Origin of the sequence: Nocardioides sp., assembly GCF_034670285.1 — a bacterium.
Lineage (GTDB): Bacteria > Actinomycetota > Actinomycetes > Propionibacteriales > Nocardioidaceae > Nocardioides.
On the sequence record NZ_JAXMNS010000030.1, the window covers coordinates 1 to 14,959 of the forward strand.

A 14,959-nucleotide genomic window follows, 5' to 3' on the forward strand; every position below is an offset into this window, starting at 1 on the left:
TCTGGAGGCCGAAGATCGGGGCAGCGAGGATCAGCAGCACGACGGTGGACGCGGTGCCGAAGACCACCGGGTGCTTCCACAGACGCTCGCCCCAGGCCTCGAAGCGAGCCGACCGGTGCTCACCGGAGTTGACCCACGGCAGCGAGAGCTTGTTGATCTTCATGTCGAGCTTGAACAGCACCAGCGGGAGCAGCGTCAGGGTCGCGGCCAGCACGAAGGTGACGGCGAGCATGATCCCGCCGGCCATCGAGCGGAACGACGGCGACGGCACGAGCATCACGGCCGAGAGCGAGATCAGCACGGTCACGCCGGAGAGCAGCACGGCCTTGCCGGCGGTGTCCATCGTCTGGGCGATCGCCGCCCGCGGCGACGCTCCCTGCCCCATCCGGGCTGCGCGGTAGCGCACGACGAGGAAGAGTGCGTAGTCGATACCGAGCGCGAGCGCGAACATCATCGCGAAGTTCATCGCCCAGATCGAGACAGGCACCAGCTGGTTGATCAGCACCAAGGAGCCGGCCGAGGCCACCAGACCCGCGAGGGTCAGCAGCAGCGGGAGCCCCGCGGCCACCAGCGCACCGAAGGCGAGCACGAGGATCGCCATGGTGACGGGCCACGAGATCATCTCGGACTTGAGCATCGCCTCGAGGTTGGCCTCGTTGAAGTCGGACCAGAGCAGCGAGGAGCCCGTGGGGTTCACCTGCACGCCGTCGACGGCGAGGTCCTGGAGCGGGCCCTTGAGGTCGTCGGCAGCGCGAACCATCTCGTTGGTGTCGGCGCCCGCGCCACCGAGCAGCACGATCGTGCTCCCGTCCTGGCTGATCGGCGCCCCGGACTCGGGACCGAAGACGGTCGAGATGCGCGAGTCGGCCTCGAGGGTCTCCATCACCTCGGCGATGACCCCGGCTCCGGCACCCTCGGTGACAGGACCGTCCGTCGAGCGGACGACGACCTGGATCGCCGAGCTGGCGTTGCCGCCGAAGCTCGTCTCGGCGGCCTCACGCACGCTCACCGACGCGGAGCCGTCGGCCTGCCACCCGGCGCCGGACAGCTCGGCCTCCACGCGGGGGGCGAAGATGCCGAGGCCGACGACCAGCAGGACCCAGACCGCGGCGGTCAGGCGTCGGTGCTCGGTCACGGCCAGTCCGAGCCGGCCGAGCGAGCCGGCGTGGATGGGGGGATCGGTCTTCTCCGGGGCGCCGGCGGACCGGTGCGTGGTGGTCGTCATTCTCACTCCTTCTCAAACCCCCATGGGGGATGGCATCACGCCACCGTAGCAGTAACCCCCCGGGGGGTTGCAAAGCGCAGTGACGCGCTCGACCGGGATGGGTCCTCCCGGGCCACCGGGTTTCCCCCACAAGTGCCCGACTGGGCGGCCGGCGAAACCACGCAGCGACTCTCGAGAAACAGGAGCACCACCATGTTGCCCGACCACGTTCAAGCCTTCATCGACGCCGAGGTCGCCGCGAGCCCGACGGACTTCAGCGACCTGCGCGCCGTCATCATCAACGGCACCCTCAAGCGCTCCCCCGCCGAGAGTCACACCGACGGACTGATCGACGTCTCGACGCGGGTGCTCTCGGGCGTCGGCGCCCGAGTCGACGTGATCCGCACCGTCGACCACACCATCCCGCCCGGGGTCTACCCGGACATGCGCGAGCAGGGCTGGGACGTCGACGACTTCCCCGACCTGTATCGCGACCTCGTCGCCCCCGCCGACATCGTCATCCTCGCGACTCCGATCTGGCTCGGCGACCAGTCCTCCCTGACCCGACTGGTCATCGAGCGCCTCTACGGTCACTCGGGCGAGCTCAACGACGCCGGGCAGTGGGCCTACTACGGGAAGGTCGGCGGAGCGATCGTCACGGGCAACGAGGACGGCGGCAAGCACTGCGCCGCCCAGATGCTCTACTCCCTCTCGCACATCGGGTTCACGATTCCGCCCCAGGCCGACGCGTACTGGCTCGGCGAGGCCGGACCGGGCCCGTCGTACCTGGACGACAACCGAGGTGCGCAGAACCACTGGACGACGCGCAACACCGTCTTCGCGGCGTGGAACCTGCTGCACACCGCGCGCCGCCTCAAGGACGCCGGCGGTCTGCCCGCCCACGGGAACGTGACCGACAACTGGGACCTCAGCAACCCCACACACCCCAACCCCGAGTACCGCTGAGCGAGACCGCTCGATGGCGAAGGTCCCGGCGGTGCCGGGACCTTCGACACTTCCCCGTCCCTCGCGTCTGGCGTGAACTGGTCTGACGAGACCGGCCTGCCGACCGGTCGTCACCACGCGACAAGGGGCACCTCATGAACTCGACAGCCGGTCTGACCGACGAACTCCTCCGCCCGCTGGAGGTCGACGCCTGCTGGGAGCTGCTCGCGACGACGAGCCTGGGACGCATCGCGTACGTCGACCGTCACGGCCCGATCGTCCTGCCGTTCAACTACGTGGTGCAGGACCACGCGATCTGGCTGCGCACCGCGTCGTACAGCCAGCTGGCGATCCACCTGCCCGGCGAGCTCGCGGCGCTCGAGGTCGACGACGTCGACTCGACGACGCGCGCCGGCTGGAGCGTGCTCGTGCGCGGACGGGTCGAGCACGTGGTCGAGCCCCACCCCGACCTCCCCCTGCCCTGGGCGGGGGGCGTGCGCACGATGGTCTTCTGCCTCACCCCTACGCACGTCACCGGGCGTGTGCTGCTGCCGGCCGCGGCGCAGCAGGAGTCGCGGGGAACCCAGGCCTCGGCATGACCGCGGCGTTCTGTCCGCACTGCGGCCAGCCGCGAAAGCTCGCCGGGCCCCGGTGACCAGGAGGGAGCCTCGCTACCTCGCAAAGGGTGTATTTCCTGGTATTTGATGGAATTTTGACGATCATTTGCCCCTGCATCGGCACAGTCGGGGGATGGCCAAGCACGTCATGGGGCTCTGGGGGCAGAGTGCGGGCCACGGTGGGGGGACCGCCGTGGGGGGCTCAGCCACGTCCTTGCCCTCGCTCGACCTGCCGCCCCGCTGCCTGGCCTGGGCCCTGCTGGCAGCTCCGACCGCCCTGGTGCTCACCATCGGTTACCAGACGAGCACCCGCTGGTACGGCTTCTCGACCGTCCTCCTGCTGGTTGCCGCCGTGGTGGCGGCCCTGGGGCTGTCCGCCTACGCGAGCGCCACCGGCGACGTCCTGGCCCGCTGGGTCTCGGTGGCGCTGCTCATCGCCCCCGTCGCGGTGAGCCTCGCCAACACCGCCTCCCTCCTGGACCCAGGGCTGGGCGCCTCGGGCCTGCACCGTGACGTCCTGCTGGTCAGCGCCTTCGCAGCGCTGGCCTGTCTCGCCGTCGGCGCCTCGTCGAGCACCACGATCGATCCGGTGCTGAGCGGGATCGCCGTGGCGGCGACCTGCGTCGTCGTCGCGCTCGTCGAGGCCCCGGGCACCGTTCGAGGTGAGGTCGTCGCCATCGGGCTGGTGGTGCTCGGACTCCTCACGGCCGACCGGGTGAGGCGCCGGCGCGACCTGTCGGCCGACCTCCGCGCGTTGCTGATGGTCGGCGGGCTCGTGTGGACGATCGCCGCGTCGCCCTGGCCGTGGGAGCCGCTCCCTGCCGCGGCGAGCCTGGCGGCCCTCACGATGGACCTCGCCGCCACCCTCGCGCTCGCCGTGATCGCCGTCCGTCTCATCGGTGGGGTGCAGGCCCTGCGAACGGCTCGGCAGCGCACCGCGGAGGAAGCAGCGATCAGGTGCGAGCACCAGCTGCACACGGCCGAGACCCTGCTCCACGAGCTGCGCTCGATCGCCTGTGGGCTCACCGCGGCCGACCAGATCCTGTCGGCGCCTGAGCCGCTGCCGGAGGAGATGGAGGAGCGTCTCCTCGAGATCCGCCGTGCCGAGGTGACCCGTCTCGAGCGACTGCTCACACCCGGGGGCGATTCCGTGCCGGCCCCCGCCGACATCGTGCCGGCGGTGAACAACATCGTGGACTCCCTGCGGATCCGTGGCCACCGGATCCAGGTGGTGGCCCCTGCCGAGCTGCCCTACAGCCGCACCGACGACGTCGTGTGGATCGTGCAGGCCCTCCTCGACAACGCGGCCCGCCACGGTCACGGTGCCCAGGTGTCGCTGCACCTACGACGTCTGGCCGATGCCATCACGATCACCGTGGCCGACAACGGGCCAGGGATCTCCGACGTCCTGCGCGAGCGGCTCTTCGAGTGGGGCACCAGCGGAGCAGGGTCGTCGGGCATCGGCCTCCACGACGCCTGGACCCGTGCCCGCAGCATCGGCGGGGCGTTGCGCCTCGTCGCGAGCAGCAGCCCGACGTGCTTCGAGCTGGTGGTGCCGGTCGTCGCCGAGCACCAGTCGCACCTCAGACGGGCCAACGCGCGATGACCCGGAATCTGGGGCGCAACCGAGTCGCCATCGTCGAGGACCACACCCTGTTCGCAGAGTCGCTCGACGTCGCTCTCACGCTCGAGGGCCACGACGTCCACCGCGTCGCCCTCTCCGGCAACGAGCGCACGGCCAGCTCGCTGCTGGCCACGACGCTGAGGCTGCGGGCGAGGATCGTCCTGCTCGACCTGAGCCTGGGTCAGGGCGTGAGCGGCCTGCCCCTCGTGGAGCCGCTGGTGCGCTCCGGCGCGGCGGTCGTGGTGGTCACCGGGTCGAGCGACCGGGTCCTGTGGGGCGAGGCGTTGCGGTCCGGGGCCAGCGCCGTGCTGTCGAAGGCCGAGCCCCTCAACACCATCCTGGCCGCGATCCGACACATCGGCGAGGGCCGCGCCGTGATGGACCTGGAGTCCCGACGTCGGCTGATCGGCGACTACCTGAGCGACCGGTCCGAGCTGCACGCCCTGCGTGCCAAGCTGGACGCGCTGACCCCACGCGAGCGCGAGGTGCTGGGCCACCTGATGCTCGGCCACACGGTCAGTGAGATCGCGGCCCACAGCGTGGTCTCCGAGGCCACGGTCCGCACCCAGGTGAAGTCGATCCTCGCCAAGCTGCACGTCTCCTCGCAGATCGCGGCTGTCGGGCTGGCCCACCGGGCCATGGCTCACCCCTGAGCGCCCCTGACGTCCCTCAGAAGCCGGATTCCCCAATATGCGGCATGCCTCCGGCGTCGCGCCTTCCTAGGTTGGTGTGACGGATCGCGACGCAGCGATCGCAGGACATTGGGGGATGTCGATGAAGGTGCTGATGGTCTGTTCGTCCGGAGGGCATCTCGCCCAGCTGCTGTGCCTCGAGTCCTGGTGGTCGCCAAGCTCGAGGGTGAGTCCGTCACCTGGGCTCACCACCCGACCACCCGCAACGCCAAGAACCTGCTGCGCAACACCAAGCTCGCCTGGAACCTGATGCGGCGCTTCCGGCCCGACGTCGTGGTCACCACCGGTGCCGCGGTCGCCGTGCCGTTCTTCTGGATGCACAAACTGTTCGGTGCCCGCACGATCTACCTCGAGGTCTTCGACCGCATCGACTCACGGACCCTGACCGGCCGGCTGTGCCGACCGGCCACGGACCTGTTCCTGGTGCAGTGGCCCGAGCAGCAGCCGCTCTTCCGCCACAGCGTCGTCCTCGGGAGCGTCTGGTGAGCGCGGCACCGCTCGTGGCCGTGCTGGTCGGCACCGACCACCACCCCTTCGACCGACTCCTCTCCTGGGTCTCGGACCTCGCCTCCTCGGGGTCGGTCCGCTGCTTCGTGCAGCACGGCTTCACCACCCTGCCGCCGGGCCTGGACGGACGCTCGATGCTGGACCCCGACGACCTGCACCGCCTTCTCCTCGACGCCGACGCGGTCGTCACCCACGGCGGACCGGGGATGATCATGGATGCCCGCGCCCTGGGCCACCGTCCCATCGTGGTGGCGCGCAACCCGCTGCTCGGCGAGCACGTGGACGACCACCAGCAGCGCTTCCTCCGGTTCGTGGCCCCGCGCGACCTCGTGATCGGGGTCGACACGCTCCCCGACCTCAAGCGGGCGGTGACGACCGCGGTCGCCACCGGCCATCACCTCTCGGCCTCTGCCGACGCGAGTGCGCGGGCCTCGGCCCGCTTCACCTCACTCGTGGACGATCTCGTTCACCACCCCTGAGCCGCCCTCGTGATGACGACGACCGCCCACGCTCCCGCGCTCGCCGGTCTGCACGACGGCCGGGTGCCGGAGGTCGTACGACCGGTCCGCCCCGAGCCGTCCGTGCCTGTCGAGAGGACGAGCCGACGGCGTGGCCGCTGCACACCGGGCACGCCGCTCACCGTGGGGAGCGACCTGCTGCTCGCGCTCGCCGCCTCAGCGGCCACCCTGCACGTGCAGGACGCCGTGGTCCCGACTGCGGTGGCACACCTGTTGCTCGCGCTCGCGTGGGTCGGGCTGCTGGGTGCGGGCCGGTGCTACGCCGCCGGTCCGATCTCGCGCCACACCGACGTGCTCGCCCAGGTCTGTCGGGCCGTGATCACCCTGGTCGCCCTGGTCGCACTGCTCCCCGGCCTGCTTCCCGGCGTCGTCCCGCAGGCCGAGGATCCTCGTCACCTGCTCCTGACCACGATGCTGCTGCTCGCGGGATCTCTCGGTGCCCGCCTCGTGCCGCAGGCGGTCCGACGACTCGGGCACCGTCGGGCGACCGGACGACCGACCGTCGTCGTGGGCCACGGGCGGCAGGTCACGCGCATCGTCGAGGAGCTCCGAGGCGACCCCGGCGTCGACCTCGACGTCACGGCCGTGTGCGTCCCCGCGACGTCACGACGTCAGTTCGACGTGCCGTGCGCTCGGGGTTTCGACCGCCTGGCCGCCGTGGTCGCGGCACGCGCCGCCGAGGTCGTCGTGGTGCTGCCGTGCGAGCACTTCGACGCGGCAGCGCTACGACGCATCGGGTGGCAGCTGGAGGCCACCGGAGCGCAGCTCGTCGTCGCGTCGGGCCTGGTCGACGTCCACCGCTCCCGCGCCGAGCACTGGCGCACGCGGAGCCTGCACCTCACGCACGTGCGTCCTGCCCAGCTCACCGGCGCGCGCCGCCTGCTCAAGCAGGCGTGGGAGCGGCCGGCAGCAGCCCTGGGTCTCCTGCTCCTCGCTCCCCTCCTCGGCGCGCTCGCGCTGGCAATCCGCCTGGACTCCCCCGGCCCGGCCTTTTTCCGCCAGACCCGGATCGGCAAGGACGGGCGACCCTTCGTGATGCTCAAGCTCCGGACGATGACGGCGGACGCGGAGTCCCGGGTCGAGGAGCTGACCGGCGACCGCCCCGGCTCGGACGTCATGTTCAAGATGAGTAGCGACCCCCGGGTCACGCACCTGGGCCGGTGGCTGCGGCGCTACTCGCTCGACGAGCTGCCTCAGCTGGTCAACGTCGTGCGCGGCGAGATGTCGCTGGTCGGCCCGCGGCCCCCGCTGCACAGCGAGGTCCTGGCCTACGACCGCGACGTGCTGCGCCGCCTGGTCGTCCGCCCGGGTCTCACCGGGCTGTGGCAGGTCTCCGGCCGCTCCGACCTGCCCTGGGAGGAGACGGTGCGTCTCGACCTGGGCTACGTCGACAACTGGTCGCTGGGTCTCGACGCCCAGATCATGCTGAAGACCCTGCGGGCCGTCGTCGGCCACCGCGGCGCCTACTGACACCGCTGGGACAGCCCCAGGGCTGCTAGTCACCCGCGGCGGTTCGGCGCAGAATCGCGACCGCGGCGAGCTGGGAGCGCACCTCGAGCTTCTTCAGCACCGACTTGACCTGGGTGCGCACCGTGGCCTCGGCCACCTCGTCGCGCAGGGCGATGTCGCGCACCGACAACCCGAGCGACAGCTGCTCGAGCACCTGGGCCTCGCGGGGGGTCAACCGCTCCAGCCGGCCCGCGACCTCCTCGTCCAGGCTCCGCTGACGCAGCCACTCGCGCACCATCTGGTCGCGGGTCTCCTGCGACATCAGCTCGGCCCCGGTCATCAGGCGGATCAGGCTCTCCGACAGGTCCTCCAACGAGATCGAGGACGGCAGCAGCGTGGCGCCCACCGCCACGAGGTCGCCCCAGGAGGCGTCGTCGTGGTGACTCACGACGAGCACCCAGCGCAGCGGCACGGTGCTGACGAGCATCCGGGCGTGCTCGCGGTGGCGCGGGTCCTGGAGATCTCCGAAGACGACTCCGGCGTTGGGGTGCAGGCCGGCGAGCATGCGACGAGCCGAGGCGGAGGGTCGGTGCCCGTCGGGCCACGCGAGGCTGACGACCTGGAGGCGCCGATCGTTCAGCGCCGTGCGAACGGCGTCGCCGACCAACCGCTGCTCGGCCAGGAGCACGACCCGCGGGCGCCGCACCGGAAGGCGTGCGCCCTCCGTCACCGGACGTCCTCCTCGATCCGGCCTCCGGCCCGGACGGCCTCGGGGACCATCACGTCGACGTAGACGTTGTCGATGGCTCCGTTGAACTGATCGCCGGACGAGCGCGGGATGTCCCCCCGCGCGTCGGCCTTGGCTCCCACCGACACCGGAGCGACCTCGGTGCCCTTGGCTGCTGCGAAGTCGAGCGCGCCGACGTCTCCCTGCTCGGTCCAGCGCCCGGTCTCGCTCCAGGCGCCCCCGGACCAACGGCTCATCACCAGCGCGAGCTCGGTCCCGGTCCTGCTGCAGGCCAGTCGGTACCAGTCCCCCGGCACTGCGATCGTGTCGGCGCGCACCACGACCGCACCCTCGCTCCCGGCGAACCGACAGCTCGGACGGCGATGGTCGATCTGCAGCTTGAACTGCGAGTCGTCCACGTAGAGGCCGCGCTGGACGACGTTGTCGCCGTTGTCGCTCGCTCCCTCACTGGCCGCGTCGAGGAGGATGTCGGCGCCGAACACGAAGTCGTGGTCGGCGGGGGCGAACGGGTCGGGGTCGCCGGGCGCGAGGACGGGGCGCACCAGCAGGGCGGCCTGCGACGCCTCCGGGCGGTCGAGGCGCACCCCCGGGAACCGGACGGCGACACCGTCCAGGCCGACCGCTGCGACCAGGCGGCCGCCGGCGCGCGTGCTCACGGTGATCGAGGTGGCCGCACTTCCGCGGTTCGACGTGTCCGGCACCACCGACCCCGGCCCGGCGGTGTCCTCGAACGTGAGTGCCAGCTCGGCACCCGCCGGCCACGAGGCAGAGTAGTCAGGCGGCGACTCCCGGGCTTCAGGCGCCACGGCAGTGCTCGTGCAGCCACTCAGCGCCAGGCCGGTGACGACCGGGACGGCGAGCGCAGCCACGAGCTGCCTCTCGAACCGCCGGCCGGTGGTCATCCCGGGCTGATCGCTGTCGCGAACATGACGGTCCGGCTGACCGCTGTGCCGCTCGTCGCCTCGGCGCCCGCGACCTGGCCCGGTGCCACCGGGCCGATGTCGGCCACCAGGGACGTCAGGCGACCGCCACCGAAACCGGCGTCGGTGGTGCGGACCGTGGAGGACGCCGGCGCCGTCAGGCTGTGGGCCGTCGACGACTTGGTGACCCAGGAGGTCACCACCCAGGCCCCGGAGGACGCCACGGTGAGGTCGGGCGCCGTGTGGGACGTTCCAGACGTGCTGTCGAGGGCGCCGGCGTGCGCCGCCACGGTCGTCGAGCCGGAACTCGAGCGGTAGGCAGAGAGGGAGAGGACCCCCTTGGCGTAGTCGGACACGTCGACGGTGACCGTCGTGCCGGCGTCCCCCGGTGCCGCCACGCGCGTCCAGCTCGCGGCGGTGACCCCACGGCCGTCCACCGTGTCGAGCGCGGACCAGCCCGGGGGCCCCGTGTGGGTCACGTTGGCGTTGTTGAGCGTCACGTGGAGGACCAGCCGGTCACCGGGCTGCACGGCTGCCGGGAGGTCGACGTCGTGCGAGTTGCTGTTGGCGCCCGACGACGTGCTGGCCACGTGCGCCAGGGTCTCCCCGGCGGCCGACACGGTCACGGGCTCGGTGGTCGAGCTCGTCGCGCCACCGGACGTCGTCACCGTCAGGGTCACCGGGAAGGTGCCGGCCCCCGCGTAGGTGTGCTCCACGGTCGCACCGCTGTCGCCCGCGCCGTCGCCGAAGGCCCAGTCGTAGGACGAGATGGTCGTCCCCTGGACCTGCGACGACGTCCCGTCGAAGGCGCAGGTCAGGCCGACGCAGGAGTGGGTGAAGGCGGCGTCGACGTCGACGGCCGCGCCCTCCGGCCCCTGGTAGATGAAGGACGTGCGCGCCGACCAGTCGGCGCTGTCGGTCCCCGGTCCCGACACGACGCTCGCGGTGCCGGCGACGGGCTCGGCCGCCTGGTCGGTCTGACGCCAGTCCATGCGGTGCAGGGTGCCGTCGCTCTCGCCCCAGAACAGGTGGTCGGCGGTGACGAACATGCCGCGGACCGCCTCGAAGTCGCTCCCGGCCACCGGGCCGGAGGCCACCAGACGCTTGGCCCCGACCACGCCGCTCTCCGGCGTGAAGTAGCGGTAGTAGAGCTGGTCGGAGCCGACCAGGGTGAAGTAGATGCGGCCGCCGTCGAAGAACATGCCGGTCGCGCTGCGGATGTCACCCGCCCAGGCGGCCAGCGGCACGAGCTGGTCGGCGGCGTCGACGGACCGGACGGGTCCGTAGGCGGTGCCGTCGAAGCTGCGCACCGAGAACGAGCCGTCGGCGAGGGCGGTGTAGAGGTCGCCGTTCACCATGAACGCCCCTCGTACGCCGCCCCACTCGATGCCGCCGGCGGGGGCCACGGTGGTCGGCCCGGCCCCGGCTCCGCCGGCGCCCAGGCTCCGCCGACGCAGGTCGTCGTTGTCGGTGGGCGGAGCGACATCGGTCCGGCGCACCTCGATGCCGTTGAGGAGGGGGTTCTCGACGATGTGGCCGAGGACCACGTCGATGCTGCCGTCGCTGGTCACCTCATAGGACCGCATCGTGCCCACGTTGTGCCCGACGGCCGCGACGATGTCGAAGTCGGAGAGCACGCGCACCCCCTCGAGGTCGACGTCGAAGCGACGCTGGCCGACGTTCTGCGTGCAGCCGCAGCGGTTGGCGAAGAAGAGCCGCACCTCCACCGGCGTGCCCGCGTCGACCGGGAACGCCCACTGCTGCTCGGGAGCACTGGAGGGGTCCCACAGCTCGCTGTCGAAGAGCTCGCGAGGAGTCCCGGCGGGCACCGTCGCGTCGACGCTCGGGACCGGCGACCACGTCGCGCGGTTGCTCCCGGGCAAGTGGTGGGCCGACGGCTCGGCGTTGCTGTCCGGTGCCCAGTCGATCCCGCTACCGGCACCGAGCGCACCGCCGCCGGCGTTGACCCGGTAGAGCACAGCCGGGTCGGAGGCGGCTCCGATGGTGCCGCCGCTGTAGACGTCGGACGGCAGGCTCGGCGGGGCGACCGCGTCGAAGGTCGAGCCCTGCGGGTTGAACCGCGCTACCCGGCTCTTGAGCTGCCAGTCGCCGATGCGGTCGGTGTCGGACACCACCCAGAGGCCCTGCTCGGTGTGAAGGAAGTCGAAGACCCCGACACCCTTCGCACGGCCCGGGTTCCAGGAGAACGGCAGTCCGTTGACCGGGTCCAGCGCGGCGATGCCCTCGCGGGAGACCGCGCCCGGGCCCTCCCGGTCACCGGCGAACGGGTTGTTCCACCAGCGGTGGTGACCGCCGACGTAGACGGCGTCGGACGTGATCTCCACGCCGTAGGTGGTGTCACCACCCGAGTAGTCGACCCAGGACGGCCGCACGTCGTCGCCCTGCGTGGTGAGCTCGAAGCGGGCCACGGTGTCGCAGGCTGCTTCCGACCCGCGGTAGGCGCCCGTGGTGGTCACGGCGAACCAGCGGCCGTCCGGGGAGATGTCGACATCACGCATGTAGGAGTCGAACACCGACGCGCACGGCGAGGTGTAGAACGACGTCCGGAACCCGCTGGGCGCCGCATTCGGACCGGTCAGGTCGAGCACGAAGAGCTGGTGGTTGGTCACGCCCTCCAAGGTGTCGAAGTTGCCGACCGCCACCAGCCGAGAGCCGTCCGGGGTGATGTCCATCTTCATCACCTGGGTGGCGCCCTCGTTGTGGTAGCCGTCGACCACCAGCGACATGTAGGGCGTCACCGCGCCTGTGGTCGGGTTGAGCGCGACCAGGGCCTTCTGACCCACCCCGCCGACGTGGGTGAAGGCACCACCGACCCACAGCCGACCCGCACTGAGGGCGAGGTCCCTGACCTCTCCCGTCACGCCTCCGGCGTTGAAGGCCGACACCAGGCTCCCGTCGGAGACGTTCACCTGTGCCACGCGTTGCCGTGCCGCGCCGGAGATCGAGGTGAATCCCCCGCCGACGTAGACCGAGGTGCCGTCCGCGGCCGGCAGCACCACGCGCACCCGGTTGTTGGGGTCGGGGTCGAAGGTGGTGCTGATCCGGCCGGTCGTCGCGTTGAAGGCGACCAGGCCGTTGCGCGTCAGCTCGTTGGACTCCCCGTCGTTGCGCACGCGCGAGAAGGTGCCGCCGAGCACGATCATGTCGCCGACCTGGACGACGGAGTAGACCCGCCCGTCGAGCACGTGCGGGGTGTTGGGCGCCGCGACGTCGGACACCAGCTGCCCTGCGGGCACATGGGTCTCGGCTGCGGACGCAGTCGGCACCAGGAGTGGGACGACGGCGGTGCCGCCGAGCACGAACCCGGTCAGGACGGTCAGGACGATGAGTGGGGCGGAGAAGATCCTGCCCAGTTGTACGCGCATGCGATTACCACCAGAACGGCTCGGAGTGATGCCTTGCGGCGCTATGCGCTGGACACTAAGGACGGTCTCGGGCCCCACCGGTCGATGAGGCGGTAGATCCCCGATTTAGGTGACGTCCGCGGCACCCGCAACGCGTTGTCTGAGGGTCATGACCCTGGTGACGGAGCGGCAGCGTGCCCCACAGCGCCTGCCCGGACCGTGGCCCCTCGTCGTGCTGGTCGTCGGCTACCCGGTGTGGTGGCTGCTGGGCATCGCCTCCTTCCTCCCGATCCTGCTCGCCGTGCCGATGGCCCACCAGCTGCTCCGACAGCGCCACGTCGTACGGCCACCGGCCCTGGGCTGGTGGCTGCTCTTCGTGCTGTGGGTCGTGCTCGGGCTGCCGCTCCTGTGGATCGACGCCCCCGGTGCCGCCGACGGCGGCGGGGCCTCTCGGATCATGGTGTTCGGCTTCCGGCTCGCCTGGTACGTCGCCTGCGCGGTGGTGCTGGTCTGGGTCACCAACCTGAGCCCGCGGGTCTCGACGGGTGCGGTCCATCGCTTGCTGGCCACGTTGTTCGCGGTGTGTGTCGCCGGCGGTCTGCTGGGTCTCCTCGCCCCGACGTTCGAGAGTCGCTCACTGGTCGAGGTGCTGCTGCCGGGCAACCTCGCGGGCAACGAGTTCGTCTCCTCGCTGGTGCACCCGCAGGCCGCCGACGTGCAGTCGGTCCTCGGCCGACCCGAGACCCGCCCCAAGGCGCCGTTCCCGTTCACCAACACCTGGGGCAGCTGCTTGTCGCTGTCGCTGGTCTTCTTCGTCGCCGCCCTGAGTCGTGCCCGACCGGGGCTCCGACTCCTCGGCGTGGGTCTGCTGGTCGTCGCGGTCGTGCCCGTCGTCTACTCGCTCAACCGGGGCCTGTGGGCCTCCATCGGACTCGGCGCCGTCGGCCTGGTGGTGCTCGCCGTACGACGCGGCAGCCGGCGAGCACTCGCGGCTCTCGTCGTCGCCGGCGTCATCGCGGCACTCCTCCTTCTCGCCAGTCCCCTCGGTGGCCTGCTCCAGGACCGTCTCGACCACCAGCACAGCAACGACCGACGAGGCCAGCTGTTGAGCACGACGGTCGACTCGGTCACGCACGGCTCCCCCGTGCTCGGCTTCGGGACCACCAGGGACGTCGAGGGCAGCTTTGCCTCCATCACCGGCGGGGCCACTCCCGACTGCCCGGCGTGCGGGGTCCCGCCGCTCGGCACCCAGGGCCAGCTGTGGCTGGTCGTCTTCAGCCAGGGCTGGGTGGGGCTGACGCTGTTCCTCGGCTTCCTGCTGCGGAGCCTGGCCAGGTCGTGGCGGTGCCGGAGTCCGGCAGAGACGACGAGCACGTTCGTGGTCGCCTTCTTCGTCCTCCAGCTGCCGATCTACGACACGCTCGGGCTCCCGCTCTACCTGGTGATGATCGCGATCGGGCTCGTCGCCCGCGATCAGGCCGAGTCGACCCGGCCGGTCCGTAGGCGCCCGGTGCGGGCCTCCGTCCTGGCAGCGACGCTGACCCTCCCACTCCTCGGCGGCACCGGAGCCGGGCTGCTCGTCGCGCGGGCCCAGGGCGAGACCGACCACGCCGGCAAGGTCTCGATCCTGATCACCCCTGCCCCGGTCTACCTCGCCGGAGGTTCCTCCCTCGACCGCGAGCGCCTGGCCACGGCCGGGCAGGCACGCGAGGTGACCATCGACACCGAGGCCGCCCTGCTGACGTCGCAGGGGGCGCTGGCCCAGGCCTCCGCCGAGACCGGCCTGAGCATCGACGAGCTGCGGACCGGCATCGAGATCACCGCGCCACCGAAGTCCCAGGTGCTCGACCTCCGGGTCCGATCGACCACCTCGACCGACGCCGACGCCGCCACGCTCGCGGTCGCCGAGGCCTACCTGCGTTCACGTCGCGACTACCTCGAGGATCGTCGCCTCCAGAGCCTCGACGGGCTACGCCGACTGATCCGCGACCTCGGCCCGGGCTCCTACTCCGTGACCGAGGTCCGCAAGTCGCTGGCCGCCGACATCACGCGCCTGCAGGTCTCCCGCCCTGAGATCGGCCAGGTCATCCGCCGGACGCCGGCCGAGCGGCTGCCGTCTGCGCCCGTCGTCCCGGTCGAGTCCGGCGCCGCGCTGGGTCTCCTGCTCGCCCTCCTCCTGCACCACCGGCTCACTCACCCCACCCGGCACCACCTCCGACCGTCCAGACCACCCGTCCAGCACTCAGGGAGATCCTCATGACCAGTCAGCCCGCCGTCGACGTCGTGATCGCCACGCACAACCGGCCCGAGCTGGTGCGCGAGGCGATCGACGCCGTCGACGCCCAGACCCACCGGGGCCAGATCACCTGC

At 71.4% G+C, this 14,959-nt stretch carries 12 protein-coding genes; 8 read left to right on the forward strand and 4 right to left on the reverse strand.

Annotated elements, in window-relative coordinates:
- A partial coding sequence (locus tag VOI19_RS02755) for an MMPL family transporter (RefSeq protein ID WP_323791427.1) occupies nt 1-1,225 on the reverse strand: 1,225 nt, incomplete at its 3' end.
- 192 nt (nt 1,226-1,417) lie between these two features.
- On the opposite strand from VOI19_RS02755, the gene VOI19_RS02760 reads away from it, so the two are divergent.
- The 7 genes from VOI19_RS02760 to VOI19_RS02790 all read left to right on the forward strand — a co-directional run bounded on the left by VOI19_RS02760 (nt 1,418) and on the right by VOI19_RS02790 (nt 7,577).
- Nucleotides 1,418-2,170, forward strand: a complete 753-nt coding sequence (locus VOI19_RS02760) for a flavodoxin family protein (RefSeq protein WP_323791428.1) — start codon at nt 1,418-1,420, stop codon at nt 2,168-2,170.
- Between the two features lie 134 nt (nt 2,171-2,304).
- On the forward strand, nt 2,305-2,748 hold the full coding sequence (locus tag VOI19_RS02765) for a pyridoxamine 5'-phosphate oxidase family protein (protein WP_323791429.1): 444 nt from the start codon (nt 2,305-2,307) through the stop codon (nt 2,746-2,748).
- 151 nt (nt 2,749-2,899) lie between these two features.
- Nucleotides 2,900-4,372, forward strand: coding sequence for a HAMP domain-containing sensor histidine kinase (locus tag VOI19_RS02770; RefSeq protein WP_323791430.1), 1,473 nt, complete (start codon nt 2,900-2,902; stop codon nt 4,370-4,372).
- A complete protein-coding gene (locus tag VOI19_RS02775) occupies nt 4,369-5,043 on the forward strand; it encodes a response regulator transcription factor (RefSeq protein WP_323791431.1) in 675 nt (224 codons plus the stop codon). Before VOI19_RS02770 ends, VOI19_RS02775 begins: the two co-directional genes overlap by 4 nt.
- A 171-nt stretch (nt 5,044-5,214) precedes the next feature.
- Nucleotides 5,215-5,568, forward strand: coding sequence for a UDP-N-acetylglucosamine--LPS N-acetylglucosamine transferase (locus VOI19_RS02780; protein ID WP_323791432.1), 354 nt, complete (start codon nt 5,215-5,217; stop codon nt 5,566-5,568).
- Complete coding sequence (locus VOI19_RS02785; RefSeq protein ID WP_323791433.1) at nt 5,565-6,068, forward strand: glycosyltransferase; 504 nt, start codon at nt 5,565-5,567, stop codon at nt 6,066-6,068. The genes VOI19_RS02780 and VOI19_RS02785 overlap by 4 nt, the downstream gene beginning before the upstream one ends.
- A 12-nt stretch (nt 6,069-6,080) precedes the next feature.
- Entirely contained in the window at nt 6,081-7,577 is a 1,497-nt protein-coding gene (locus VOI19_RS02790) for an exopolysaccharide biosynthesis polyprenyl glycosylphosphotransferase (protein ID WP_323791434.1), read from the forward strand.
- Nucleotides 7,578-7,602: 25 nt separating this feature from the next.
- Here the strand turns inward: VOI19_RS02790 and VOI19_RS02795 are convergent, their stop codons facing one another.
- Genes VOI19_RS02795 through VOI19_RS02805 form a run of 3 tightly spaced genes read right to left on the reverse strand, consistent with a single transcriptional unit; the run spans nt 7,603 to nt 12,610 of the window.
- Complete coding sequence (locus tag VOI19_RS02795; protein WP_323791435.1) at nt 7,603-8,286, reverse strand: response regulator transcription factor; 684 nt, start codon at nt 8,284-8,286, stop codon at nt 7,603-7,605.
- Nucleotides 8,283-9,173: a hypothetical protein gene (locus VOI19_RS02800; RefSeq protein ID WP_323791436.1), complete on the reverse strand. Its 891-nt coding sequence runs from the start codon at nt 9,171-9,173 to the stop codon at nt 8,283-8,285. The genes VOI19_RS02795 and VOI19_RS02800 overlap by 4 nt, the downstream gene beginning before the upstream one ends.
- 29 nt (nt 9,174-9,202) lie before the next feature.
- Nucleotides 9,203-12,610, reverse strand: coding sequence for a PKD domain-containing protein (locus tag VOI19_RS02805; RefSeq protein ID WP_323791437.1), 3,408 nt, complete (start codon nt 12,608-12,610; stop codon nt 9,203-9,205).
- 148 nt (nt 12,611-12,758) lie between these two features.
- Between VOI19_RS02805 and VOI19_RS02810 the strand changes: the two genes are divergently transcribed.
- Nucleotides 12,759-14,849: a hypothetical protein gene (locus VOI19_RS02810; protein WP_323791438.1), complete on the forward strand. Its 2,091-nt coding sequence runs from the start codon at nt 12,759-12,761 to the stop codon at nt 14,847-14,849.
- Nucleotides 14,850-14,959: the final 110 nt, after the last annotated feature.